We start from the raw sequence: 24,539 nt of genomic DNA on the forward strand, positions 1-24,539 counted from the left end.
TTGACCTGAGGTAGATTTCCCGGTGCCTGCACTCCTGCGTTGCCTGTTCCTGCTGTTGTTCCTGTTCATCACCCCGGTCCAGGCCGCGGGCCTGCCAAGTCTGCTCGGATCGAGCGCGCCAGCGCAGCCGGAGGCGACCGAGCCTTTGGGCAAGTCGCTCGATGAGGTGATCAAGAACCTGGAAAACGACCAGCAACGCGCCAAGCTGCTGGCCGACCTGAAAAAACTGCGCGATGCCACCAAACAGTCGCAACCGACCGTCGAACAGGGCGTGCTCGGGCTGATCGGCGGCGCGTTGCACGACCTGGAAAAGCAATTCAGCGGCGACGCCAGCCCATTCCGGCGCTGGTCCCTGGAAATCGACCAGGCCCAGCAGGAGCTGGCGGCCCTGATCGTTCCCGTGCATCAATGGCCGGCGATCCTGTTCGGCTTCGCGGCGATCATCGCGGTCTGGAGCCTGCTGGCGTATGCCTTCAACTGGATCGGCCATCGCGTGCGCCTGCGCTTCGGCCTGACCGAAGAACTGCCCCAACACCCGCGCACCTGGGACTTGGTCCGCTTTGCCTTGCGCAAGCTGGGGCCTTGGATGGTTGCACTGGTGTTCACGGTCTACCTGAGCTTCGCCCTGCCCTCTTCCCTGGGCAAATCACTGGCCATGGTCCTGGCCTACGCCTTGGTGGTCGGCACCCTGTTCTCGGCGATCTGCGTGATCGCCTTCTCACTGCTCGACGGCCCACACCGTCATCGCGCCCTGTACATCCTGCGCCATCAGGCGTTCCGCCCGCTGTGGCTGATCGGCAGCTTCGCTGCGTTCGGCGAGGCGATGAGCGACCCGCGCATGACGACCGCCCTGGGCAGCCACTTGGCCCATGCCCTGGCAACACTGGCCAATGTGGTGGCGGCGATGTGCACCGGCCTGTTCATCCTGCGCTTTCGCCGCCCCATCGCTCACTTGATTCGCAACCAGCCGTTGTCCCGACGCCTGACCCGGCGAACCCTGAGCGACACCATCGAGATCCTCGGCAGCTTCTGGTTCGTACCGGCGCTGCTCTTGGTAGCTGTCTCGTTGTTCGCCACGTTCGTCTCGGCCGGTGACACCAGCACGGCCCTGCGCCAGTCGCTGATGTGCACCGTGCTGGTGGTGGTGTGCATGGTGCTCAACGGCCTGGTGCGTCGTCACGCGGCCAACCCCAAGCGCGCCAACCGACGCCAGGAGGTATACGCCGAGCGCCTGCGCAACTTTGGCTACGCTCTGGTGCACCTGTTCATCTGGTTGGTGTTCATCGAACTGGGCCTGCGGGTCTGGGGGCTGTCGATGATCAATTTCGCCGAGGGCGATGGCCATGAAGTGAGCATGCGCCTGGTGGGTCTGGCAGGAACCATGATCGCAGCCTGGCTGGTGTGGATCCTGGCCGACACGGCGGTACACCACGCTCTGGTGCGCTCACGCCGGGGCCTGGCCAACGCTCGCGCACAAACCATGATGCCGCTGATCCGCAACGTGATGTTCGTGGCGATCTTCATCATCGCAGTGATCGTCGCCCTGGCGAACATGGGCATGAATGTCACTCCGCTGCTCGCCGGTGCCGGTGTCATCGGCCTGGCGATCGGTTTCGGCGCCCAGTCGCTGGTAGCCGATCTGATCACCGGCCTGTTCATCATCATCGAGGACTCCTTGGCCATCGATGACTATGTGGATGTCGGTGGTCACCTGGGCACGGTCGAAGGCCTGACCATACGCACCGTGCGGCTGCGAGACATTGACGGCATCGTGCATACGATTCCGTTCAGCGAGATCAAGAGCATCAAGAACTACTCGCGCGAATTCGGCTATGCGATCTTCAGGGTGGCCATTCCCCACAGCATGGCGATCGACCAAGCGATCACCTTGATTCGCGAGGTCGGGCAGAAGCTGCGCAACGACCCGCTGATGCGGCGCAACATCTGGTCCCCTCTGGAGCTGCAGGGGGTAGAGAGCTTCGAATCAGGGTCGGCTATCTTGCGGGCGCGGTTCAAGACGGCGCCTATCAAGCAATGGGAGGTGTCGCGGGCATTCAATCTGGCCTTGAAGCGCCAGCTCGATGAAGCCGGGCTGGATCTGGCGACGCCACGGTTGTCGGTGCAGGTGGTGACGGCGGGTGGAGGCACGACCGCCGATTGATACTCATCTGAGTACGACAGGGATGCCGCCATGCCTGGCGGCTTTTCCGATACGTCAAACAGCGCTTTCCGACTAGCAGTCAGCCATACAGCCAAATCAAGCTGATTCTTCACTCCCCTCTGGGGGTGGCGAAAAATCAACATGATCAAGGTAACTGCAAGTTGGGACACATAGACTTTTCACTTCATAACGGAACGCCTACGGTCACCGTCCGAGACAACCGAGGATTAGGCATCCGCGATATCGCTTATCATCGCCATCCCGATACACCCGAACAACTCGACGAACGCATCACCCGCCACCGGTTTAACGCCCTTGCGCAGCTTGAGCAAAGCATCGATCCTCGCCTCCATGAACGCCAAGCCGTGGACGCGACGACCCAACCCAATTACAAATTTCATAATTCGCTGACGGGCGATGTCCTGCGTAGCGACAGTGCCGACGCGGGCGTCACGCTCTCGCTCAACGATGTTCACGGCCGCCAGTGCCTGAGCATTGGCGCCACAGGCGTGCTCCATCGCTGGCACTATGAAACCCCACCGCTTGCAGGGCGATTGCTACACGTGAGTGAGCATATCGCCGAAGCAAATCCGCGCATCACAGAACGCTTGGTCTGGGGCGACAACACCCAGACTGCGAAGGATCAGAATCTTGCAGGCCGATGCGTGCGCCACTATGACACGGCAGGTTGTTGGCAGATGGACAGCGCCGGCTTGGCCGCAAGCGTACTTTCCGCCACCCAAAAGTTGCTGGCGGAAGGCACCGAAGCCGATTGGCAGGGAGAAGACGCGGCAGTCTGGGACAAGCTACTAGCACCGGATGCGTTCACGACCTCATATCGTATCGACGCGACGGGAGCTTCCATCGAGCAACGCGATGCGCTCGGCCATACCCAATGCCAGGCCTATGACATAGCGGGCATGCTGCGTAGCACTCGGCTGATCATGAAAGGTGGAACGACGCGGGTTATCTTGAAGGCTGTGGAATACTCCGCGTTCGGACAAAAGCTGCGGGAAGAACAGGGCAACGGCGTCATTACCACCTACACCTACGAACAGCGGACTCAGCGCCTCCTAGGCAGCAAGATCGAACGACGTGCCGGGCGCAGCGAGGCGAAAGTCCTGCAAGACATACGGTACGAATATGACCCAGTCGGTAATATCCTGAGTGTGCACAATGATGCGGAGGCGACGCGGTTCTGGCGTAATCAGAAGATCGTACCGGTCAATCGCTATGCATATGACAGCCTCTATCAACTGATCTCAGCCAGCGGCCGTGAAATGGCCGATATGCCCCGCCAAGGCCCTAAGCCTCCCTCCCCCACCATTCCACTCCCGACCAACGACGGGGCCTACACCAACTACACACGTCGTTACCAATACGATCGCGCTGGCAACCTGACGCGTATCTCACACAGCGCACCCGCCTCCAACAACAGCTATACCCTGGACATGACAGTGTCCAACCGCAGCAATCGGGCGGTATTGCATACTCTCGCCGACGATCCTGCCAAGGTCGATGCCCTCTTCGATGCAGCGGGCAATCAGTTACAACTGCAACCTGGCCAATCCCTTCATTGGACACCGCGCGGGCAGCTCGGCAAGTTCGTGTCACAGGCAGGTGATGACAGCGCTGTTGACCAGGAAAGCTATCGCTACGGTGCAGACGGCCAACGGATCGCCAAATACAACTCCCAACAGGCAGGCGCCCAAACGGGATACGTACTTTATTTGCCAGGGTTGGAGGTGCGCGCCCGTTTCAGGGACGATGCGATAAAAGAACTGCTTCACGTGATCACCATCGGCGAAGCCGGTAATGCTCAAGTGCGATTACTGCACTGGGAAACCGGCACACCGCCAAGTGTCAGCAATGACTCGCTGCGCTACGGCTATTCCAATCTCATAGACAGCGTCGGGCTCGAACTCGATAGCGACGGTCAAATCATCAGCTATGAAGAGTACTACCCCTACGGCGGCTCTGCGGTATGGGCCGCTCGCAGCCAGACAGAAGCCGATTACAAGACCGTGCGTTATTCAGGGAAAGAACGCGATGGCACGGGGCTCTATTATTACGGTCACCGGTATTACCAACCCTGGGTCGGGCGCTGGCTCAGTGCAGACCCTGCCGGTACGGTCGATGGACTTAATCTTTATCGAATGGTACGAAACAACCCCATTGCCTTAAAAGACAACAACGGATTGAATGCCGAAGGGTATTACCATGAGTTCCAAGCGCTGAAGAGCGCACCCAGTATGATCCGTAACACCAGGCTTCAAATTCAAGATTATATGCGAAGCCAAACCGAAAGCCGGATTATTTACGTGTTGATGTCGATCGTTTTGGAAGCGCTCGCTACGACCATTGGCATGGCCGGCGGCCTCCTGGGCGGTGCGGCGGGAGGGGCTATAGGAGGCGCTGTAGGAGGGGTTATCGCCAACGTTCCAGGAGCCGCTGTAGGCGCAACCTGGGGGGCTAGCGTAGGAGGGCTCGTCGGGAAAACCGTTGTAAAGAAAGCGGCAGAGAAAATACTCCCGCAGGCTGAGTTGACGCCAGACCTCGACATGACAAAAAAAATAAACGAAACGGCCGAAGGCGGCCTTGGGCATAAAATCAAACATTTCCTAGAAAAAGAAATAACCATGGAAAAGCTCCGTGAAAAAATAACCGATGATCAAATGACCAACGATGCAAACAAAGTGGCGACAGGCGTGGGTTTACCACAATACCCTCTTACCCTTCCCGTATCAAAAGCGATAAAAGTCGCCACAGAAGTGGAAAAATCAATAACCGTTACCACAAAACATGCAGTAGCCGGGGCAATACCTGCTCAAGTAGAGAATGCAAAAGGTGCCCTTCATGCCATTTACTCAAAGATAGACGCGCAATTCGGTAAGCTCAGCAGCATGCGCAGCCGTAAAAGCCTGTTGAGGCCGTTCATACCCGATGGCCCACGAGAGCTTTCCATTACATTGAATAATGACCCGTTCAACCCTGATGCATGGGTGGGAAGATCGGAGGTCGAGAAGCCTTACCAGGCAGCCTTGGCCGAACTGGATAAACTTAACGAACTGTACGTTAAGTACGAAAAAAAATTTCGTACTTAAGCGATCTCAACAACCGGCCCCGCCGGTCTGCTGCATGCAAGACCGGCGGTACCCCAATGCCTGAACTCACCCCGCCTCAGCCCGAATCCGTATCGCATCATGACGCCAATATTCCAGGTCACAGTCGATCAGATGCCCATGCTGGTCGCTGTTGACCCGGGTGACATGTAACCCCGGACTACCCGCCGAGACCTTGAGGGCTGCGGCAGCCGGAGCCGGCAACGCGGTCGGCAGGATCTCGAAGCATACCCGGCCATAAGCGATCCCATAGGCTCTGGCATAGATCTCGGTCAGCGACTGACCAAGATCCAACTCCAGGATCCCAGGAAAATACCTAGGGTTCAGATAATGCTCGGCATACAGCACCGCGCGCCCGTCGATACGCCGCAAGCGGCAGATCTGCACCACGCTGGACAACGCCGGCAAGCGCAACCGCGCACAGATCGCCGCCGAGGCCGGTTGCAACCGAGCAGACAGCAGCTCGGTACTGGGCACCCTCCCCTGCTCTCGGACCATGGCATGGAAGTGGCTGCGCTCGATCAGGTCATAAGTCAGCCGCTCCGGCGCCACGAACCAACCCCGCCGCTCCTCGCGATAAATCAGCCCCTGTGCCTCCAGCTGCACCAAGGCCTCGCGCAGGGTGATACGTGTGGTGTCGAACACCTCACTGAGCTTGCGTTCGGCCGGCAGCTTGCCGCCCGGCGCCAGCAGACCGTGTTCGATCTGCTCCTGCAGGGCATGGCAGATGGCTGTTACCGCGCGCGGTGGCGTCGAGTGCATCAAGGTTACCTGTATGGACTAGTCCAGCCCCAATGTTGGGCAATTGGAGAATAGTGCAAGCCTAGGGAGGGCTGATGAACATCCTGTGACAAAGACTACCAGTGCTGGCCTGGGAAACGAGCAAGGCCTTGCGAATAAAGGCCTGCGATCTGGTCTACGCTGTAGTGCCAGGGCCTGCATCGCAGGGTTGCGGGCCTGCTCGTACATCAAACTGTCACGCAACCGGCCTACCTTGGCTCGAGGATTGCTGACCTAGACCAAAGGTTCGCAAACGAACGGTTTTCCTACAACAACACTGCAAGGCCCCACCAAAGGAGCTTCGGATGAAAAAGTTCTTCATGGCGTCACTGCTGGGCTCGGCCATCGCCCTGTGCACCTCGGCCATGGCCGCCGATACCGATCTCAAGGCCCTGGAAGAGGCCGCTCGCAAGGAAGGCACCGTCAATAGCGTGGGCATGCCCGATGCCTGGGCTAACTGGAAAGGCACCTGGGCGGACCTTGCCAGCAAATACGGGCTCAAGCACAGCGACACGGACATGAGCTCGGCCCAGGAGATCGCCAAGTTCGATGCCGAGAAGGACAACGCCAGTGCCGACATCGGTGACGTGGGCGCCGCCTTCGGCCCCATCGCCGCCACCAAAGGTGTGACCCAACCGTACAAACCCAGTACGTGGGATCAAGTTCCAGAATGGGCCAAAGACAAGGATGGCCACTGGGCCTTGGCCTATACCGGTACCATCGCGTTCATCATCAACAAGGACCTGGTCAAGGAAAGTGAACGCCCGAAAACCTGGCACGACCTGGAAAAAGGCAAGTACAAGGTCGCCATCGGCGACGTAGGCACCGCCGCCCAGGCCGCCAATGGCGTGCTCGCCGCAGCCATCGCCTACAAGGGCGACGAGAGCAACCTGCAACCCGGCCTGCAACTGTTCACCAAACTCGCCCAGCAAAAGCGCCTGTCGCTGGCCAACCCGACCATCCAGACTCTGGAAAAAGGTGAAGTGGAAGTCGGCGTGGTATGGGACTTCAACGGTCTGAGCTACCGGGAGCAGATCGATCCCAAGCGTTTCGAGGTGCTGATCCCGTCCGATGGCTCAGTGATCTCCGGCTACACCACTATCATCAACAAGTACGCCAAGCACCCCAACGCGGCCAAGTTGACGCGTGAGTACATTTTCAGTGACGCCGGCCAGACCAACCTGGCCATCGGGCACGCCCGTCCGATTCGCGCCGAGCACCTGAAGCTGCCGGCCGAGGTGCAGGCCAAGCTGCTGCCGAACGAGCAGTACAGCGCCGCCCAACCGATCAAGAATGCCGAGGCCTGGGAGGCCACTTCCAAAAAGCTGCCGCAGATGTGGCAAGAGCAAGTGATCATCGAGATGGAATAAAAAGCTTCAAGTGCCAAGCTGCAAGCTTCAAGTCAAAGCAGGTGATCGACATGCCTGCTTCTTCTTGTCGCTTGTAGCTTGCAGCTTGCAGCTCCACTGGGAGCCACCATGCAACACAACGTCATCCTGGTCCTGCTCGACGGCCTCAACCATCAGGTGGCCCACCACGCCATGGGTCATCTGCATGCCTATGTCGAGGCCGACCGTGCCGCCCTGTACCGCGTAGAGTGCGAGCTGCCATCGCTGTCACGCCCGCTGTACGAATGCATTCTCACCGGTGTCCCGCCCATCGACAGCGGCATCGTGCACAACAACATCAATCGTCTGTCCACCCAGCGCAGTGTCTTCCACTATGCCCGAGAAGCGGGCCTAGGGACCGCGGCGGCGGCATATCACTGGTTTAGCGAGCTGTACAACCGCTCGCCCTTCGACCCGTTGCGCGACCGTCACACCCACGCGCCGAAGCTGCCGATCCAACACGGCCTGTTCTACTACGCCGACCACTACCCTGACTCGCATTTGCTGGCCGATGCCGAATACCTGCGTCGGCGCCATGCGCCGAACTTCCTGCTGGTCCATCCGATGAACATCGATGACGCCGGGCACCGCCATGGCCTGGACAGCAGCCAGTACCGCAATGCCGCTCGCAGCGCCGACATCCTGCTGGCCGACTACCTACCGCTGTGGCTGCAGGAGGGCTATCAGGTGCTGGTGACCGCCGACCATGGCATGAACAACGACCGCTCGCACAATGGTTTGCTGGCCGAGGAGCGCGAAGTGCCGTTGTTCGTGTTCGGCGAGGCATTCAGCCTGGACCCTGCGGCCACGCCCCTGCAGACCGAATTGTGCGGCACGATCTGCGAGCTGCTCGGCGCGCCGCATGACAAGCCAGTCTGCCGGGAGCTGCTCAAGTGAATGCCAGCCAACGTGGCCGCTACCTGGCCCTGCTCTGCCTGCTCCCGTTTGCCGTGTTCTTCATTGTTTTCCAGATCGCGCCCTTGGCCTGGGTGGCCATCAACAGCCTGCAGAGTGAAAGCGGCTGGGGACTTGCCAATTTCAGCAAGGTCTTCGCCTCGAAGTTCTACTTGCAGGCGCTGCAACGCAGTCTGGAAATCAGCTTCTGGTCGAGCCTGTTCGGCATCGTCATCGCGACCCTCGGCGCCTACTCCCTGCGCCAGGTGGATTCACGCTTGCGTGATTTCGTCAGTGCCTTCGCCAACATGACCAGTAACTTCGCTGGCGTACCGCTGGCCTTCGCCTTCATCATCCTGCTCGGCTTCAACGGCGCCCTGACCCTGCTGCTCAAGCAGGTGGGCCTGCTCGAGGATTTCAGTATCTATTCCAAGAGCGGCCTGATCCTGGTGTACACCTACTTCCAGATTCCCCTCGGCGTGCTGCTGCTCTACCCGGCTTTCGACGCCCTGCGGGAAGACTGGCGCGAGTCGGCAGCCCTGCTGGGTGCCAGTCATTGGCAGTTCTGGCGGCACATCGGCCTGCCGGTGCTGGCTCCGGCGTTGCTGGGCACGTTCGTGATCCTGCTGGCCAACGCTCTGGGCGCCTACGCCACCGTCTACGCCCTGACCACCGGCAACTTCAACGTACTGCCGATCCGCATCGCCGCCCTGGTGGCCGGTGACATCACCCTGGATCCGAACCTGGCCAGCGCCCTGGCCATGGTGCTGGTGGGGCTGATGACATTGGTCACCGTGGTCCATCAATGGCTGCTCAAGAGGAGCTACCATGCGCGCTGAACCTCGAACCAGCCTCTATCACCGGGTCGTGGTGTACCTGTTGTTCATCATCCTGCTGTTGCCGCTGGCCGGCACCCTGCTCTACTCCTTGGCCACCAGTTGGTCGGCGAGCCTGCTGCCCAGCGGCCTGACCTTCAAGTGGTACCTGGCGTTGTGGAGCGAGCCGCGCTTTCTCGCGGCCTTCGGCCAGTCGCTGCTGGTGTGCGTAGGTGCGCTGGTGCTATCGGTGGTGCTGATCCTGCCTTTGCTGTTCGTGGTGCATTACCACTTTCCGCGGCTGGACGCGCTGATGAATATCCTCATCCTCCTGCCGTTCGCCGTGCCACCGGTGGTGTCTTCGGTGGGCCTGCTGCAGCTGTATGGCAGCGGCCCGATGGCCATGGTCGGTACGCCTTGGATCCTGATCGGCTGCTACTTCACCATCGCCCTGCCCTTCATGTACCGGGCGATCACCAACAACCTGCAGGCGATCAACCTGCGCGACCTGATGGACGCCGCCCAACTGCTCGGTGCCAGCACCTGGCAGGCAGCGTTCCTGGTGGTGCTGCCGAACTTGCGCAAGGGCCTGATGGTGGCACTGCTGCTGTCGTTCTCCTTCCTGTTCGGCGAGTTCGTCTTCGCCAACCTGCTGGTGGGTACACGCTACGAGACCTTGCAGGTGTACCTGAACAACATGCGCAACAGCAGCGGCCATTTCAACAGTGCACTGGTAATCTCCTACTTCGCCTTCGTGCTGGTGCTGACCTGGGTCGCCAATCGCCTGAACAAGGACAAATCCTGACATGAGCTTCGTCAGCGTACAGAAACTGCACAAAAGCTATGCCGGCAGCCCGGTGTTCCACGACATCGACTGTCAGATCGAACGCGGCGAGTTCGTCACACTGCTGGGTCCATCCGGCTGCGGCAAGTCGACCCTGCTGCGTTGCATCGCCGGCCTCACCCCCGTGGACAGTGGCCGGATCCTGCTCGATGGCCAAGACCTGGTGCCCGTCAGCCCGCAGAAGCGCGGCATCGGCATGGTCTTCCAGAGCTACGCGCTGTTCCCCAACATGACCGTGGAGCAGAATGTCGCCTTCGGCCTGCGCATGCAGAAGACCAAGGCCGACGAGAGCAAGGCCCGGGTTCTCGAGGCTTTGGAGCTGGTGGAGCTGGGCAGTTTTGCCGGGCGCTATCCGCACCAGCTCTCCGGTGGTCAATGCCAGCGCGTGGCCCTGGCCCGATCGCTGGTGACCCGCCCTCGTCTGCTGTTGCTCGACGAACCACTGTCGGCCCTGGACGCGCGTATCCGCAAGCACCTGCGCGAGCAGATCCGCGCGATCCAGCGCGAGCTGGGGCTGACCACCATTTTCGTCACCCACGACCAGGAAGAAGCGCTGACGATGTCCGATCGAATCTTCCTGATGAACCAAGGACGCATTGTCCAGAGCGGCGATGCCGAAACCCTCTATACAGCACCCGTGGACCTGTTCGCCGCAGGTTTCATCGGCAACTACAACCTGCTCGACCCGGACGCCGCCAGCCGCCTGTTGCAACGCCCGGTGGCCGCCCGCCTGGCGATCCGCCCGGAAGCCATCAGCCTGCACCTGGACGGCGAGCTCGAAGGCCAGGTTCGCAGCCACAGCCTGCTGGGCAACGTCATCCGCTACCGGGTGCAGGTGCGTGGCGTGGAACTGGTGGTGGACGTACTCAACCGCTCATCGGCCGACCTGCATGCCGATGGCCAGCGGGTGTCCCTGTCGATCGACCCCACGGCGCTACGAGAAGTGGCCTAAGGAGAACAACAATGGCATTGGCAATATTCGATCTGGACGAAACCCTGATCCACGGTGACTGCGCCTCGCTGTGGAGCAAGCAGATGGCTCAGTTGGGCTGGGTCGACGGCAAGGAATTCCTGCGACGCGACCAGGAATTGATGGAAGCCTATGGCAAAGGCCACCTGCAGATGGAGGAGTACATGGCCTTCAGCCTGGAGCCGATAGCAGGACGTACCCTCGAGGAGGTCGAACACCTGATCGAGCCCTGGGTCGAAGACGTGATCGAACCGATCATCTTTGGCGACGCCTGCCGCTGCATCGCCGAACACCGCAAGCGTGGCGACCGCATCTTGATCATCTCCGCCTCGGGAACTCACCTGGTGGGACCGATCGCGGCGCGTCTGGGCGTGGACGAATACCTGGCCATCGAGCTGGAAGCGGTGAATGGCGTGTACACCGGCAAGACCCACGGGGTGCTGACCTACCGTGAAGGCAAGATCACCCGCCTGCTGGAGTGGCTGGACCAAGAGCAGGAGAACCTCGAAGGCGCCAGCTTCTATTCGGACTCGCGCAATGACCTGCCGCTGCTGCTGAAAGTCGACTACCCGCATGTGGTCAACCCGGACCCGGTGTTGCGTGAGCATGCGCAGATCAATGGGTGGCCGATCCTGAGCTGGAGCTGATTTTCAGCCTGTTCGCGGGTAAAAACGCTCCCACAACACCAGTGGGAGCGGCTTACCTGCGAACAGGCCAGCCCGGCTTACACCAAGGCAGGATCGATCACCAGCACCAGCTTGCCCGACACCTGGTTGCTCGCCAGCTCCGCAAATGCCGCCTCGGCAAAGGCCACCGGGTAGGTGTCCACCAGTTGCGGTGAAAGCCGACCTTCGCTGAACAGCGGCCACACCTGCTGGCCCAGGTCTCGCAACAGTTCAGCCTTGAAGGTATCGTCACGGTTGCGCAGCGTGGAGCCTGTGACTTGCACCCGTTTGGCCAGCAGTTGCGCCAGGTCCAGCTCGGCCTTGCGCCCGCCCATCAGGCCGATGATCACCCAACGCCCGTCCCGGGCCAGTAGCTTGAGGTTGAGTGGCCCGTAGCTGGCCCCCACCGGATCGAGGATCGCATCGAACGGGCCGAAACCTTCCAGTGTTTCCAGATTCTCGTTGCGCACCACGCCACCGGCCGCCCCCAGCGCCTGGCAGTAGGCCAGACGATCCTGCGAGCCGACACTGACCCACACGGGGTTGCCGAACGCCTTGCACAGCTGGATCGCCGCCGAGCCCACTCCGCTGGCCCCGGCATGCACCAAGACCTTTTCACCGGCCCGCAGGCCTGCCAGCTGGAACAGGTTCAGCCATGCCGTGGCATACACCTCGGGGATCGCCGCCGCCTCGTGCAGGCTCAGGCCTTCTGGGACCGGCAGGACATGGCGGGCATCGACCACCACTTCTTCGGCCATGCCCCCACCTGCGAGCAATGCGCAAACCCGGTCGCCAACACGCCAGTCGGCGCCCGGGCCGACCTCCGCGATCACTCCCGCGCATTCCAGGCCAAGGTACGGGCTGGCACCGGGGGGCGGCGGGTACAAGCCTGCGCGCTGGAGCAGGTCGGCACGGTTGAGTCCCGCTGCAGCCACACGGATCCGGACCTGACCCGCATCACAGGCCGGGCGCTCGGCTTCTACCCAGGCCACATGTCCGTCAACGCCTTGCAATGCCTTCACAGTGCCTCCATAGTTGAGTCATGACTGAGCCCGGGATCGCCATGTCCCGGGCTTTTTGCAGTATGCGTCCGGCTCTCCTGGAGCCGGCGAACGGAAAAGACGGCCTACTATGCGTGATCAATTGCCTTTACGTCGAATCAGCATGAAGCATTTCCTGCCCAGCACAGCCCTCGCCCTCATGATCGGCCTCGGCAGTCTCACGCTCGGCGGCAATGCATCGGCCGCCAACAAGTGGGACAGCCTGCAACCTGACCGCGACGAGATCGTCGCCAGTCTCAACGTAGTGGAGCTGCTCAAGCGCCACCACTACAGCAAGCCGCCGCTGGACGACGCCCGTTCGATCATCATCTACGACAGCTACATCAAGCTGCTCGATCCTTCGCGCAGCTACTTCACCGCCGCCGACATCGCCCAGTTCGACAAGTGGAAGACCCAGTTCGACGACTTCCTCAAAAGCGGCAACCTGGAGCCTGGCTTCACCATCTACAAGCGCTACCTGGACCGCGTGAAATCGCGCCTGGACTTCGCGCTCGCAGAGCTGGACAAGGGCGTCGACAAAATGGACTTCACCACCCGCGAAACCTTGCTGGTCGACCGCAAGGATGCCCCGTGGATGAAGAACGAGGCCGAGCTCGACGACCTGTGGCGCAAGCGCGTCAAAGATGAAGTCTTGCGTCAGAAGATCGCAGGCAAAGATCCCAAGCAGATCCAGGAAACCCTGACCAAGCGCTACAAGAACCAACTTTCGCGCCTGGACCAGACCCGTGCCGAGGATATCTTCCAGGCCTACATCAATACCTTCGCCCAGTCGTACGATCCGCACACCAACTACCTGTCGCCAGATAACGCCGAAAACTTCGATATCAACATGAGCCTGTCGCTCGAAGGCATCGGCGCCGTGCTGCAAAGCGACAACGACCAGGTCAAGATCGTGCGCCTGGTACCAGCAGGCCCGGCAGCCAAGACCAAGCAGGTGGCACCTGCCGACAAGATCATCGGCGTGGCCCAAGGCAACAAGGAAATGGTCGACGTGGTCGGCTGGCGCCTTGACGAAGTGGTCAAGCTGATCCGCGGCCCGAAAGGCTCGGTGGTGCGCCTGGAGATCATCCCGGCCAGCAACGCGCCCAACGACCAGACCAGCAAGATCGTGTCGATCACCCGCGAGGCGGTGAAGCTCGAGGAGCAGGCCGCCAAGAAGTCGGTGCTCAAACTCAAGCAGGATGGGCGCGAGTACAAGCTGGGCATCATCGAGATTCCGGCCTTCTATCTGGACTTCAAGGCCTATCGCGCAGGCGATCCGGACTACAAGAGCACGACCCGCGACGTGAAGAAGCTGCTCACTGAGCTGCAGAAAGAAAAAGTCGACGGTGTGGTCATCGACCTTCGCAACAACGGTGGCGGCTCCCTGCAGGAAGCCACCGAGCTGACCAGCCTGTTCATCGAGAAAGGCCCGACGGTGCTGGTGCGCAACAGCGACGGCCGTGTCGACGTGCTCGAGGACGAAAATCCCGGCGCCTTCTACAAAGGCCCGCTGGCCCTGCTGGTCAACCGTCTCTCGGCGTCGGCCTCGGAAATCTTCGCCGGTGCCATGCAGGACTACCATCGCGCCTTGATCATCGGCGGCCAGACCTTCGGCAAAGGCACCGTACAGACCATCCAGCCGCTCAATCATGGCGAGCTGAAACTGACTTTGGCCAAGTTCTACCGGGTTTCCGGGCAGAGCACTCAACACCAAGGAGTGCTGCCGGACATCGACTACCCGTCGATCATCGACACCAAGGAAATCGGCGAAAGCGCCCTGCCCGAAGCCATGCCGTGGGATACCATCCGCCCTGTCGTGCGCCCGGCCGTGGACCCGTTCAAGCCGTTCCTGGCCGAGCTCAAGGCACGTCACGATGCGCGTAGCGCCAAGGATCCAGAGTTCGCCTATATCCGCGATCGCCTGGCCCTGACCCAGAAGCTGATGAACGAAAAGACCGTCAGCCTCAACGAGCAGGAGCGCCGCGCCCGCCACGACGAGATCGAAGCCAAGCAACTGGCACTGGAGAACATCCGTCGCAAAGCCAAGGGCGAAGAGCCACTCAAAGAGCTCAAGAAGGAAGACGAGGACGCCTTGCCCACCGAGGACGAGGACACCAAGCCGGAAGACGATGCCTACCTGTCCGAGACAGGGCGCATCCTGCTCGACTACCTGAGCCTCAATTCGCAGGTGGCCAAGCACTGAGAGCGTGATGGCAGAATAATGCGACCTGTCATCAAATAGTCATTCGGTTGTCGTGAAATAGAAGGGCCGGACGCGCAAGCGCCCGGCCCTTTTTCTTTCAGGAAGCAGTCCATGACCGTCACCGAACAGCTCAGCGCATTGAGCGCCATCCTGGCTCAACGCAGCATCCACAGCCTGTTCCAGCCGATCATCTGTCTTTCCGAACGCCGCGTCCTTGGTTACGAGGCACTCAGTCGCGGCCCCTCCAACAGCCCGTTGCACGCGCCCCTGAACCTGTTCGCCATCGCCCATCAGGCCGGTCGCCTCACTGAACTGGAAGAAGCCTGCCGCGACAGTGCCTGCCGGCGGTTCTGCGACCAGGCACTGGAGGGCAAGCTGTTTCTCAACGTCTCACCCGAGTCGCTGCTCGAACCCAACTACCCCTCCGGTCGCACCCTCAAGCTATTGGAGCAAGTCGGGTTGCCGCCGAGCCGAGTGGTCATCGAGCTGACCGAACACACCCCGACCGACGATTTCCAGTTGTTGTCCAACGCTTTGCACCACTACCGCGACATGGGCTTCTCCATCGCCTTGGACGATTTGGGCGCAGGCTATTCGAGCCTGCGGCTGTGGTCGGAGCTGCGCCCGGACTACGTGAAGATCGATCGGCATTTCATCGACGGTATCCACCTGGACTCGCTCAAGCGCGAATTCGTTGGTTCCATCCTGCAGATCGCCCGCGCCTCAAAGGCCCAAGTGATCGCCGAAGGCATCGAGCTGGCCGAAGAACTGACGGTACTTGGGGAAATGGGCGTGGATCTGGTTCAGGGCTATCTGCTCGGCCGCCCACAGGAGTATCCGCTACGCGAAGACTTCCAGCCGCTGTTGCAGAAGGACAGCGAGGCGCCTGCCGCCAGGGCCAGGCCTGACGATTTGCGCGCGTTGCTGATCGAGCAGCGGGCAGTGAGGGTTGATAGCGAGATTGAAGAGGTGCTCGATGCCTTCAAGGCCTGCGCCGGGGTCAATTCCCTGGCTGTGCTGGATGATCATGGCAGACCCTGCGGCCTTATCCATCGCCAGGACTTGTTGATCACTCCGGGCAAGGCGGTTACGCAACTGATGAGCGTAGAGTTTCTGGCCATGGAGCGTCTGCACTCACTACGCCAGGCCAGCCGCCTGATCACCAGCCGGGTTCGCCAACGCCTCGATGAGGACTTCGTCATCACCCACAACGGCCGTTATCAGGGCATAGGACGCGTACTGGACCTGCTGAGGTTGATCACCGAACAGACCGCAGCCTGAACGTGCTGCTGCGTCAGGCGTGTTCCGGATAGCTGTACTCGAACACCCGTACCACTTCGGAGGCATGCCAAGACGCCGCTTCCAGACCATCGACTGGCCCGGAGAAACGCCCCAGGCGCTCGACACACTCGAAAAAGCCGGTACGCGGTAGGCGGCTAGCACCTTGGCTGATCACCAACGAGCTGCGCAATGGCTGATCGGCACGGGCATCGAGGACAGCGAGGTACTCCAGAGCAGCGGTCAAGGTCTGCATGGCCGGGCTGGGAAGCTGCAGGCGTTCGATCAAGGCACGGTACGTGAGCAGGTGACGTTGACGCCGGGCCACATCCAGTTCGCCCAGCAGGCTCTCCCAATGCTGTCGGCTGATCCTGACCTGGCTCATGATGGCTCGCTCCAGCCCGCGATACCCAGATGCCAGGCCAGGCTGCGCAGGATCGCAGCGTCTGGTTGGCGCTCGCCGGACTCGATCATGCCCAGATAGGCCGGGCTGATACCGACATTGCGTGCCAGTTGTTCCGGCGCCAGCCCCTTGGCCTCACGCAATCGCGTCAAATCGCTCAACGATGCCAGGCTCGGCGCCTGGGCAGCCACAGTGGCTTTTGGTTCAACGCTGGCAGGCGCCTGCCCGGCCGCCTTGAGCAACGCCTGATATTGCTCCCAGGGAACTACGGCGTACTCGGGTTGACCGTCCCGGCTGATGACCTGAATACCCATTACAACCCCCTTTACGTAGGATTACAGCATGTAATCCGTAGGCATAATCCTTATGCCAATTATATGTCCAAGCGCGGGCGTCTGTGCAGGTCGGGCAGATCAGCGTTTTGCATGACGAAATAGGTTCAGGCAAGGAATCCGGTGCCATCCTCAGGGGGCGCGACGCTCCAGGCGCAGGCTTTCAGGGGAATCCGGCAGCCGTTCCACCACCCTCAGCCGCTCGGGCGCCTGGCTGTCGCGCCAGGCCTTGAAGCGGTTCAACTCATCGGCCACGGTCTTGAGCACCCAGCCGAGCACGGCGATGTCATCGAGAAAACCAACGCCCACCAGCCAATCGGGAATGGCGTCCAGCGGGCTTACGAAATACAGCAGGCCAGCCACCACCGTGACCAGCGCCTTGGGGCTGATGGCCCGGTACTCACCACGCCACCACGCCAGGCACAGGGCCTGCAGCAGACGCACATCCTCACGCAATTGGCCCAGCTTCGGCCCCTTGCGCGCGACGGCGAACAACAGGGCTGGCAGACGGCCACGGCTGAGCAGACGCTCCGCCAAGGGCAGGAAGCGGGCAAAATTCCAGGGTGCGCTCATGAGGCCTCCATATCGGCAGGGAAGGTTATCCACATTTATTGTGGATAACCTTGTGAACAGGGTGCAGTTTCCGACGCGAGGCGCCCACTGGGCAAGGGTCTCGCTCAGATCGGGCGTTTTTTACACAGTCGTTTCATAACCGCAAACGTTTTGCTACGGGGCTGCCCTACTCCTGCTACGACCGTACAGCCGCGCCGAGGTTCGCCTTCGTCAAACCCCAGAAACGACAACGCCCCGTCGAGACGGGGCGTTGTGAACAGCGCGATTACTTGGCAGGTGCTTCAGCTTCCGGAGCCTCGGCCTCGCCTTCTGCCTTGGACGGATCCTTGATACCGATCAGTTCCAGGTCGAACACCAGGACCGAGTTGGCCGGGATCAACGGGCTCGGGCTCTGGGCGCCGTAAGCCAAGTCAGCCGGGATGTACAACTTGTACTTCTCGCCGACGTGCATCAGTTGCAGGCCTTCTACCCAGCCTGGGATCACACCGCTGACAGGCAGGTCGATCGGGCTGCCGCGCTCGACGGAGCTGTCGAAGACCTTGCCATCGATCAGCTTGCCTTCATAGTGGACAGTCACCACGTCGGTAGGCTTGGGCTGCGGGCCGTCGGCTTTCTTGACCACTTCATACTGCAGGCCCGACGCAGTGGTGACCACGCCTGGCTTCTTGGCGTTTTCTTCGAGGAATTTCTTGCCGGCGCTAGCCGCTTCCTCGCTGGCCTTGGCCAGGCGTTCTTCGGCGCGCTTCTGCAGCGCGGTGAACGCCTCGACCAACTCTTCGTCCTTGATGCGTTGCTCTTTCTTGGCAACCGCATCCTCGATACCGAGAGCTACTGCTTTGGAATCAAGGTCTTCCATGCCTTCCTGAGCCAGACTCTTGCCCATGTTCAGGCCGATACCGTAGGAGGCTTTCTGTGCCGGAGTCTTCAGCTCGACGCTGCTGGTCTGAGCGTCGCAGCCCGCCAGGACCAGGCCAACCAGGGCAACCGCAGCCGCCAAACGATGCTGTTTCATGCTAGTTCCTTGTTCATGCGCCATAAGGGCAATCAGGTAAAGCCGCGAGCTTAGCAGGCGGCCGTGACCAATGGCTACCGGCATGAGAGCAGGGAATGTCCGATAAGTTCACGGATATTTCCGATCAATTGAAGGTGTCATTGTCCCTACGTACGTCAGATTCGAGCTGCCCGTGCACCTCCGGCATGGCCAAAGGCCTGCACGCTCACGGATACAGGCCATCCCGGTACTGCCCTGCGACTTCACGCATCACCTCGCATACCCATTGTCCAGGCACACCCTGGGGCAACGCGGCATTACGACAGATACCCACCGAACCACCAGGCTCGCGTACACCGAGATCGAGCTCGACCAGCTCGCCACGCCCCAGGTCGATCAAGACCGCGTCACGCGGCGCCACCCAGACCGCATCGCTGCCGAGCAGGTAACGACGGCTCAAGGCCAAGGACAAGGTCTCCAGGCGCTGGGCTGGCATCTGGATCGCGCACTGCACGAACAAGCTGTCGGCGTGCTGGCGGATGGTCGTGCCCTGGGGCGGCAGGACCAGCGGGTAGTCGCCAACCCGCGCGCGTTCGACGGGGTGGCGCGCCAGCAAAGGATGGCCGGGCCGTACCACCAAACTCATCGACTCGCTGTATAAATGTTCGAAGGACAACCCCTGAATCTGGGGGCTGTCGGTCATACGCCCTACGACCAGCTCCAGCTCACCCAGACGCAACTGCCCAAGCAGCTGAGCACTGGCACCAGTCACCACTTCGATCACCAATGCCGAATGCCGCTGGTGTAGCCGGCAAAGCACCTCCGGCATGAGCAGGCTCTCGACCGTCGATAACACACCGATGCGCACCTGCGACGGCGCCCGCGCCTCGCCGCGCACACTTCCCACGCCTTCGCGTAGAGCGTGGACGCTGGGCCCGGCGTAACGCATGAACAAGGTGCCAGCTGCGGTCAGTTCGACGCCTTGCCGGGTGCGCTCGAACAGGCGGGTTTCGAGCAGCTCTTCGAGCTCGCGCAACGTCTTGGATATCGCCGGCTGGCTGATCGCCAATACATCGGCAGCCCTGGCCAGGCTACCCTGGCGGGCAATCTCCAGAAAACACAACAGATGGCGGTACTTGATGCGGGTATCGAGGTTCATGCCCGGCAGCTTGCAGCTTCGGGCCTCGCGCTTCAAGCACCTGTTCGCCCTCCCTGGCAAGCGGTGGCGCATGTATCGTCCGCAGGGCTATTCTGGCGACTCTTTGCCATTGTGATCCTAGCCCTGCCCATGTCCCAAGTGATCTTCAAGACCCCGGCCCAACTCGACCTCATGCGCCGGGCAGGTCAACTGCTGGCCCAGGTGTTCGCTGACCTGGACAGCTTCATTCGCCCTGGCGTGACCACCCTGCAGATCAACGACCGCGCCGAGGCCTTCATCGTCCAGACGCTCAAAGCGCGGCCGGCGAGCAAGGGGCAGTACGGCTTTCCCTATGCGCTGAACACCTCCGTGGACCATGTGGTGTGCCATGGCATGCCAAAGGCCGATGAGGTGCTTAGGGTGGGGTCGATCATCAACGTCGACATCACCCTGGAACAGGGCGGCTATATTGCCGACTCATCGAAAATGTACTGTCTCGGCCAGGTCAGCGATGACGCCCGGCGCCTGGTGGATACCACCTATGCGGCGCTCTGGAAAGGTATCGCCCAGGTACGCCCCGGCGCAACCCTCGGCGATATTGGCCATGCCATCCAGGTTCATGCCGAGGCGGCAGGCTACAGCGTGGTCCGGGAGTACTGCGGCCATGGTATCGGCCAGCAAATGCACGAAGGCCCTGAAGTGCTGCACTTCGGCCAGCCGGGCATGGGCATGAAACTCAAGCCTGGCATGGTCTTTACCATCGAACCGATGATCAACCAGGGTGGGCGTGGTACGCGTACATTGCGCGATGGCTGGACCGTGATTACCCGCGATCATTCGCTGTCGGCCCAGTGGGAACATACCGTGGCCGTGACAGAGACTGGCGTGGAAGTGCTGACGCTGCGCGAGGAAGAAAAGGCCTGGGCAACCGCGATGGCTTGACCGGGAAGGGGCGTAAGGGGCGCCCCAATCACGATGCCGAGCGCCAACGCTCGCGAAGCCTGGATGAGAAGAGCAGAAACAAAAAAAGCGACCCTAAGGTCGCTTTTTTTGTGGCTTCCGGGTGTTCAGTGGGCCCTGGAAGCTGGAATATGGCGCAGCGGACGGGACTCGAACCCGCGACCCCCGGCGTGACAGGCCGGTATTCTAACCGACTGAACTACCGCTGCGCTAAACATCGAGAAGTGGTGGGTGATGACGGGATCGAACCGCCGACCCTCTGCTTGTAAGGCAGATGCTCTCCCGGCTGAGCTAATCACCCAACGTCTCGGTGTGGCGCGCATTCTACGGAGGACCTGCCACCCTGGCAAGCACTTTTTTAAAAAAATTTTTCAGATCTTTCAAAGACCTAGCACAACCAGGCTTTTCCTTATGAATAAGTGTCTGGTGGCCCTCTGACAGGGTTGGCCTGTGACCGCCCCTCGGAGAATAATGCCCGCCTTATGCATTAAGGAGAGATTCCCCCTCATGTGGTTCAAGAACCTGCTGACCTACCGCCTGACCCAGGACATCCCGTTCGAACCCGAGGCGCTGGAGGCCGCCTTGGCCAGCAAGCCGGCCCGCCCTTGTGCCAGCCAGGAGCTGACCACCTACGGTTTCGTCGCCCCATTCGGCAAGGGCGAGGATGCTCCTCTGGTGCACGTCAGCGGTGACTTCCTGCTGATCGCCGCGCGCAAGGAAGAGCGCATCCTGCCAAGCAGCGTGGTCAACGATGCGGTCAAGGAAAAGATCGAGGAGATCGAGACCGAACAGATGCGCAAGGTCTACAAGAAGGAGCGCGACCAGATCAAGGACGACATCATCCAATCGTTCCTGCCCCGTGCCTTCATCCGCCGTTCGATGATCTTCGCCGCCATCGCCCCGCGCCTAGGCCTGATCCTGGTCAATTCGGCCAGCGCCAAGCGCGCTGAAGACCTGCTGTCGACCCTGCGTGAAGTCATGGGTTCGCTGCCGGTGCGTCCGGTCACCGTGAAGATCGCCCCGAGCGCGACCATGACCGACTGGGTCAAGTCTCAAGCACCTGCACCAGACTTCTTCGTCCTGGACGAGTGCGAGCTGCGCGATACCCACGAGGACGGCGGCATCGTTCGTTGCAAGCGTCAGGATCTGGCCAGCGAAGAGATCCAGCTCCATCTGGGCACCGGCAAGGTAGTCACCCAGTTGGCCTTGGCCTGGCAGGACAAGCTGTCGTTCGTGCTCGACGACAAGACCGTGATCAAGCGCCTGAAATTCGAGGAGTTGCTGCAAGAGCAAGCCGAGCAGGATGGAGGGGAAGAAGCTCAGCAACAGTTCGATGCCAGCTTCACCCTGATGATGATGACCTTCACCGAGTTCCTGCCGGCGCTGTTCGAAGCCCTGGGTGGCGAGGAGATCCCGCAGGGGGTCTAAGAGCGGTCACAAGCTGCAAGAAGAAAGTCAAAAGCGACAGCGCGGTGCGGCCAGCACCGTGCTGCTTCACTTAAGGCTTGGAGCTTGAAGCTGCGACACCGTGAGTCCGTCGGACTTGCCCTGTTTTCTGGAAATGGGCAGTATAGTGCGCACTGTGAGGACGACCTCACGACGCTCTGCGTGATCATTCAGGGGGACGGCCCCATCCTTAACAACGATGGAGACCCACCATGTCCTGGATCATCCTGTTCTTCGCTGGCCTGTTCGAAGTCGGCTGGGCCGTAGGCCTGAAGTACACCGACGGTTTCACCCGTCCACTCCCCACCGCACTGACTGTTGCCGCCATGGCCGTGAGCTTGGGCCTGCTGGGTCTGGCCATGAAGGAGCTGCCGCTGGGCACGGCGTATGCCGTATGGACCGGCGTCGGCGCCGTCGGCACCGTCATCGCTGGCATCATCCTGTTCGGCGAATCCATGGCGATCATGCGCCTAATCAGTGTTGCACTGATCATCGCTGGCCTGATCGGCCTGAAGGTCAGCACTAGCTGACCTTGCGCCCTCATCACTCAACGCACATCGCCACGCAGGGCACTGACCTTCTCGCGTAGTGCATTGGGCTGCGCCGCCTCCACCGGGATGGCGGCGCCAGCCACCAACGTCACCCTCGACCAAAGACGCTTGAAAAAGCCCTTGTTCGGATCGCGGCTGAAGAAGCTGCCCCAGAGCCCTTGCAAGGCCAGCGGAATCACCGGCACGGGTGTTTCCTGCAGGATGCGGCTCACCCCTCCCTTGAATACATCTATCTCGCCATCGGCGCTCAGCTTTCCTTCAGGGAAGATGCAGACCAGTTCGCCATCGGCCAGGTACTCGGCAATTCGCGCAAAGGCGCGCTCATAGGTGGCCTCGTCTTCGCTGCGTCCGGCGATGGGGATGGCCCCGGCGGTGCGGAACACGAAATTGAGCACCGGGAGGTTATAGATCTTGTAGTACATGACAAAGCGTATCGGCCTGCGAATGGCGCCGCCGATGAGCAGTGCATCGACGAAAGACACATGGTTGCACACCAGCAACGCCGGGCCCTCATCGGGGATGCACTGCAGGTCCCGATGTTCGACGCGGTACATGGAGTGGCTGAGCAGCCAGATCAGGAAACGCATGGTGAATTCGGGCACGATGCGGAAGATATAGGCGTTGACCGCGACGTTGAGCAACGACACCACCAGAAACAGCTGAGGGATACTCAGTTTTGCCACGCTCAACAGCACGATGGTGATGATCGCCGAGACCACCATGAACAGCGCATTTAGGATGTTGTTGGCAGCGATCACCCGGGCCCGCTGGTCTTCGGGCGTACGCGCCTGGATCAAGGCGTACAGCGGCACGATATAGAAGCCACCGAACACCCCCAGGCCCACGATCGAAAGCAGGATCCACCAAGCCTGGCCCATGCCAAGCAGCGCCAGCCAGTCATGGGGCACCTCCCCTGCCGGCACATCGCCCGAGTGCCACCACCACAGCAGGCCGAACAGGGTCAGGCCGAAGGAGCCGAACGGCACCAGGCCGATCTCCACCTTGCGCCCGCTCAAACGCTCACAGAGCAGCGACCCCAAGGCGATACCCACCGAGAACAACGTCAGCACCAGCGTCACCACGGTCTCATCGCCGTGCAACCAGTCCTTCGCATAGGCCGGGATCTGGGTCAGGTAAATGGCACCGACGAACCAGAACCAGGAGTTGCCGACGATCGAGCGCGACACCGCTGGCGTTTGCCCCAGCCCCAGGCGCAAGGTGGCCCAGGATTGCTTGAAGATGTTCCAGTCCAGCTTCATCTGCGGGGCAGCGGCGGCCGCCCGAGGGATCCAGCGGCTGGCCAGGTAGCCGAGCACCGCGGTGCCGACCACTCCCCCTGCGACCACCGCAGCATAACTGCCAGAGGACATCATCACCCCAGCCCCGATGGTTCCGGCCAGGATCGCCAGGAAGGTGCCCATTTCCACCAGGCCATTTCCGCCGACCAGTTCCTCTTCACGCAAAGCCTGGGGCAGGATCGAGTACTTCACCGGGCCGAACAGCGCCGAATGGGTGCCCATCGCGAACAACGCCAGCAACATCAGGTGCAGGTGTCCGGTGACAAATCCGGTCGCGCCAATGGCCATGATGACGATCTCTGCCAACTTGATCGCGCGGATCAACGCATCCTTGGCGAACTTCTCGCCGAACTGCCCGGCCAGTGCCGAGAACAGAAAGAACGGCAGGATGAACAGCAGCGCGCAGAGATTGACCCAAATCGAGCGATCGCCCTCCAGGCTGAGCTTGTACAAGATCGCCAGGATCAGCGACTGTTTGAACAGATTGTCGTTGAAGGCACCCAACGACTGGGTAATGAAGAACGGCAGAAAACGCCGCTTGCCGAGCAGGGTGAATTGCGAGGGGTGACTCATCGTCCGTGTACCTGATTGGGCTTTTTCATTGGAGGCACGCACAGCGCGAGAAGCCACAAATCTGCATGGGAATGGGGCTCGCTGGCAACCGGAAGAATGCGTGCGGCTATT

At 60.9% G+C, this 24,539-nt stretch carries 20 protein-coding genes, 2 tRNA genes and 1 pseudogene; 13 read left to right on the plus strand and 10 right to left on the minus strand.

The features are described 5' to 3' along the window. Positions 1-22 precede the first annotated feature (22 nt). A complete protein-coding gene (locus AB1N67_RS18510) occupies positions 23-2,161 on the plus strand; it encodes a mechanosensitive ion channel family protein (RefSeq protein WP_043206653.1) in 2,139 nt (712 codons plus the stop codon). Between the two features lie 161 nt (positions 2,162-2,322). Further along, positions 2,323-5,265, plus strand: coding sequence for an RHS repeat-associated core domain-containing protein (locus AB1N67_RS18515; RefSeq protein WP_090343635.1), 2,943 nt, complete (start codon positions 2,323-2,325; stop codon positions 5,263-5,265). 66 nt (positions 5,266-5,331) lie between these two features. Here the strand turns inward: AB1N67_RS18515 and phnR are convergent, their stop codons facing one another. Next, on the minus strand, positions 5,332-6,045 hold the full coding sequence (phnR, locus tag AB1N67_RS18520; RefSeq protein WP_102082282.1) for a phosphonate utilization transcriptional regulator PhnR: 714 nt from the start codon (positions 6,043-6,045) through the stop codon (positions 5,332-5,334). A gap of 323 nt (positions 6,046-6,368) precedes the next feature. Between phnR and AB1N67_RS18525 the strand changes: the two genes are divergently transcribed. From AB1N67_RS18525 to AB1N67_RS18550, 6 genes are all read left to right on the plus strand, one after another. Continuing rightward, positions 6,369-7,433: an ABC transporter substrate-binding protein gene (locus AB1N67_RS18525; RefSeq protein WP_090343631.1), complete on the plus strand. Its 1,065-nt coding sequence runs from the start codon at positions 6,369-6,371 to the stop codon at positions 7,431-7,433. Between the two features lie 108 nt (positions 7,434-7,541). After that, positions 7,542-8,348, plus strand: coding sequence for an alkaline phosphatase family protein (locus AB1N67_RS18530; protein ID WP_043206656.1), 807 nt, complete (start codon positions 7,542-7,544; stop codon positions 8,346-8,348). Then, on the plus strand, positions 8,345-9,184 hold the full coding sequence (locus AB1N67_RS18535) for an ABC transporter permease subunit (protein WP_043206657.1): 840 nt from the start codon (positions 8,345-8,347) through the stop codon (positions 9,182-9,184). Before AB1N67_RS18530 ends, AB1N67_RS18535 begins: the two co-directional genes overlap by 4 nt. After that, positions 9,174-9,965, plus strand: coding sequence for an ABC transporter permease (locus AB1N67_RS18540; RefSeq protein ID WP_043206658.1), 792 nt, complete (start codon positions 9,174-9,176; stop codon positions 9,963-9,965). Before AB1N67_RS18535 ends, AB1N67_RS18540 begins: the two co-directional genes overlap by 11 nt. A gap of 1 nt (position 9,966) precedes the next feature. Next, positions 9,967-10,956 carry an ABC transporter ATP-binding protein gene (locus AB1N67_RS18545; protein ID WP_043206660.1) on the plus strand — a complete coding sequence of 330 codons (990 nt, stop codon included), beginning with the start codon at positions 9,967-9,969 and terminating at the stop codon, positions 10,954-10,956. A gap of 11 nt (positions 10,957-10,967) precedes the next feature. Beyond that, positions 10,968-11,621, plus strand: a complete 654-nt coding sequence (locus tag AB1N67_RS18550; protein ID WP_043206661.1) for an HAD family phosphatase — start codon at positions 10,968-10,970, stop codon at positions 11,619-11,621. A gap of 77 nt (positions 11,622-11,698) precedes the next feature. Here the strand turns inward: AB1N67_RS18550 and AB1N67_RS18555 are convergent, their stop codons facing one another. After that, positions 11,699-12,661, minus strand: a complete 963-nt coding sequence (locus AB1N67_RS18555) for an NAD(P)H-quinone oxidoreductase (RefSeq protein ID WP_043206662.1) — start codon at positions 12,659-12,661, stop codon at positions 11,699-11,701. 142 nt (positions 12,662-12,803) lie between these two features. Here AB1N67_RS18555 and AB1N67_RS18560 point away from each other — a divergent pair, with 142 nt between their 5' ends. Together AB1N67_RS18560 and AB1N67_RS18565 are read left to right on the plus strand one after the other, a co-directional pair. After that, complete coding sequence (locus tag AB1N67_RS18560) at positions 12,804-14,885, plus strand: carboxy terminal-processing peptidase (RefSeq protein ID WP_167358065.1); 2,082 nt, start codon at positions 12,804-12,806, stop codon at positions 14,883-14,885. Positions 14,886-14,996: 111 nt separating this feature from the next. After that, positions 14,997-16,151, plus strand: a pseudogene (locus AB1N67_RS18565) (EAL domain-containing protein); the annotation flags it as partial. Positions 16,152-16,179: 28 nt separating this feature from the next. Here AB1N67_RS18565 and AB1N67_RS18570 read toward each other — a convergent pair. The 5 genes from AB1N67_RS18570 to pcaQ all read right to left on the minus strand — a co-directional run bounded on the left by AB1N67_RS18570 (position 16,180) and on the right by pcaQ (position 19,621). Further along, positions 16,180-16,548, minus strand: coding sequence for a hypothetical protein (locus AB1N67_RS18570; RefSeq protein WP_043206664.1), 369 nt, complete (start codon positions 16,546-16,548; stop codon positions 16,180-16,182). Next, on the minus strand, positions 16,545-16,880 hold the full coding sequence (locus tag AB1N67_RS18575; protein WP_043206665.1) for a helix-turn-helix transcriptional regulator: 336 nt from the start codon (positions 16,878-16,880) through the stop codon (positions 16,545-16,547). Before AB1N67_RS18575 ends, AB1N67_RS18570 begins: the two co-directional genes overlap by 4 nt. 150 nt (positions 16,881-17,030) lie before the next feature. Then, positions 17,031-17,471 (minus strand): YkvA family protein, encoded by a 441-nt coding sequence (locus AB1N67_RS18580; protein WP_043206666.1) that lies wholly within the window; start codon positions 17,469-17,471, stop codon positions 17,031-17,033. 265 nt (positions 17,472-17,736) lie between these two features. Next, entirely contained in the window at positions 17,737-18,483 is a 747-nt protein-coding gene (locus AB1N67_RS18585) for an FKBP-type peptidyl-prolyl cis-trans isomerase (protein WP_043206667.1), read from the minus strand. Positions 18,484-18,688: 205 nt separating this feature from the next. Continuing rightward, the gene (pcaQ, locus tag AB1N67_RS18590) at positions 18,689-19,621 is read right to left on the minus strand and encodes a pca operon transcription factor PcaQ (RefSeq protein WP_090344020.1); all 933 of its coding nucleotides are present in this window, start codon (positions 19,619-19,621) and stop codon (positions 18,689-18,691) included. Positions 19,622-19,750: 129 nt separating this feature from the next. Between pcaQ and map the strand changes: the two genes are divergently transcribed. Continuing rightward, positions 19,751-20,542, plus strand: coding sequence for a type I methionyl aminopeptidase (map, locus tag AB1N67_RS18595; protein ID WP_043206668.1), 792 nt, complete (start codon positions 19,751-19,753; stop codon positions 20,540-20,542). A gap of 150 nt (positions 20,543-20,692) precedes the next feature. Here the strand turns inward: map and AB1N67_RS18600 are convergent. Next, a tRNA-Asp gene (locus AB1N67_RS18600) sits at positions 20,693-20,769 on the minus strand. A 16-nt stretch (positions 20,770-20,785) separates the two neighbouring features. Continuing rightward, positions 20,786-20,861 (minus strand) — tRNA-Val (locus AB1N67_RS18605). Positions 20,862-21,067: 206 nt separating this feature from the next. Here AB1N67_RS18605 and rdgC point away from each other — a divergent pair. Together rdgC and sugE are read left to right on the plus strand one after the other, a co-directional pair. After that, entirely contained in the window at positions 21,068-21,988 is a 921-nt protein-coding gene (rdgC, locus tag AB1N67_RS18610) for a recombination-associated protein RdgC (protein WP_043215562.1), read from the plus strand. A 230-nt stretch (positions 21,989-22,218) separates the two neighbouring features. After that, positions 22,219-22,536: a quaternary ammonium compound efflux SMR transporter SugE gene (gene sugE / locus AB1N67_RS18615; protein ID WP_043215559.1), complete on the plus strand. Its 318-nt coding sequence runs from the start codon at positions 22,219-22,221 to the stop codon at positions 22,534-22,536. Between the two features lie 17 nt (positions 22,537-22,553). Here sugE and AB1N67_RS18620 read toward each other — a convergent pair whose 3' ends face one another. Then, positions 22,554-24,428 carry an MFS transporter gene (locus AB1N67_RS18620; protein WP_090343623.1) on the minus strand — a complete coding sequence of 625 codons (1,875 nt, stop codon included), beginning with the start codon at positions 24,426-24,428 and terminating at the stop codon, positions 22,554-22,556. Positions 24,429-24,539 lie beyond the last annotated feature (111 nt).

This window comes from Pseudomonas guariconensis (assembly GCF_040822035.1).
GTDB classification, from domain to species: Bacteria; Pseudomonadota; Gammaproteobacteria; order Pseudomonadales; family Pseudomonadaceae; genus Aquipseudomonas; species Aquipseudomonas guariconensis.

What these genes read in the sequence shown, in the direction of transcription:
- AB1N67_RS18530 (WP_043206656.1), top strand. Translation starts at nt 7,542, where the DNA reads ATGCAACACAACGTCATCCTGGTCCTGCTCGACGGCCTCAACCATCAG.
- AB1N67_RS18560 (WP_167358065.1), top strand. Translation starts at nt 12,804, where the DNA reads ATGAAGCATTTCCTGCCCAGCACAGCCCTCGCCCTCATGATCGGCCTC.
- AB1N67_RS18620 (WP_090343623.1), bottom strand. Translation starts at nt 24,428, where the DNA reads ATGAGTCACCCCTCGCAATTCACCCTGCTCGGCAAGCGGCGTTTTCTG.
- AB1N67_RS18575 (WP_043206665.1), bottom strand. Translation starts at nt 16,880, where the DNA reads ATGGGTATTCAGGTCATCAGCCGGGACGGTCAACCCGAGTACGCCGTA.
- phnR (WP_102082282.1), bottom strand. Translation starts at nt 6,045, where the DNA reads ATGCACTCGACGCCACCGCGCGCGGTAACAGCCATCTGCCATGCCCTG.
- AB1N67_RS18585 (WP_043206667.1), bottom strand. Translation starts at nt 18,483, where the DNA reads ATGAAACAGCATCGTTTGGCGGCTGCGGTTGCCCTGGTTGGCCTGGTC.
- AB1N67_RS18570 (WP_043206664.1), bottom strand. Translation starts at nt 16,548, where the DNA reads ATGAGCCAGGTCAGGATCAGCCGACAGCATTGGGAGAGCCTGCTGGGC.
- AB1N67_RS18580 (WP_043206666.1), bottom strand. Translation starts at nt 17,471, where the DNA reads ATGAGCGCACCCTGGAATTTTGCCCGCTTCCTGCCCTTGGCGGAGCGT.
- AB1N67_RS18550 (WP_043206661.1), top strand. Translation starts at nt 10,968, where the DNA reads ATGGCATTGGCAATATTCGATCTGGACGAAACCCTGATCCACGGTGAC.
- AB1N67_RS18525 (WP_090343631.1), top strand. Translation starts at nt 6,369, where the DNA reads ATGAAAAAGTTCTTCATGGCGTCACTGCTGGGCTCGGCCATCGCCCTG.
- sugE (WP_043215559.1), top strand. Translation starts at nt 22,219, where the DNA reads ATGTCCTGGATCATCCTGTTCTTCGCTGGCCTGTTCGAAGTCGGCTGG.
- pcaQ (WP_090344020.1), bottom strand. Translation starts at nt 19,621, where the DNA reads ATGAACCTCGATACCCGCATCAAGTACCGCCATCTGTTGTGTTTTCTG.
- rdgC (WP_043215562.1), top strand. Translation starts at nt 21,068, where the DNA reads ATGTGGTTCAAGAACCTGCTGACCTACCGCCTGACCCAGGACATCCCG.
- AB1N67_RS18545 (WP_043206660.1), top strand. Translation starts at nt 9,967, where the DNA reads ATGAGCTTCGTCAGCGTACAGAAACTGCACAAAAGCTATGCCGGCAGC.
- map (WP_043206668.1), top strand. Translation starts at nt 19,751, where the DNA reads ATGTCCCAAGTGATCTTCAAGACCCCGGCCCAACTCGACCTCATGCGC.
- AB1N67_RS18540 (WP_043206658.1), top strand. Translation starts at nt 9,174, where the DNA reads ATGCGCGCTGAACCTCGAACCAGCCTCTATCACCGGGTCGTGGTGTAC.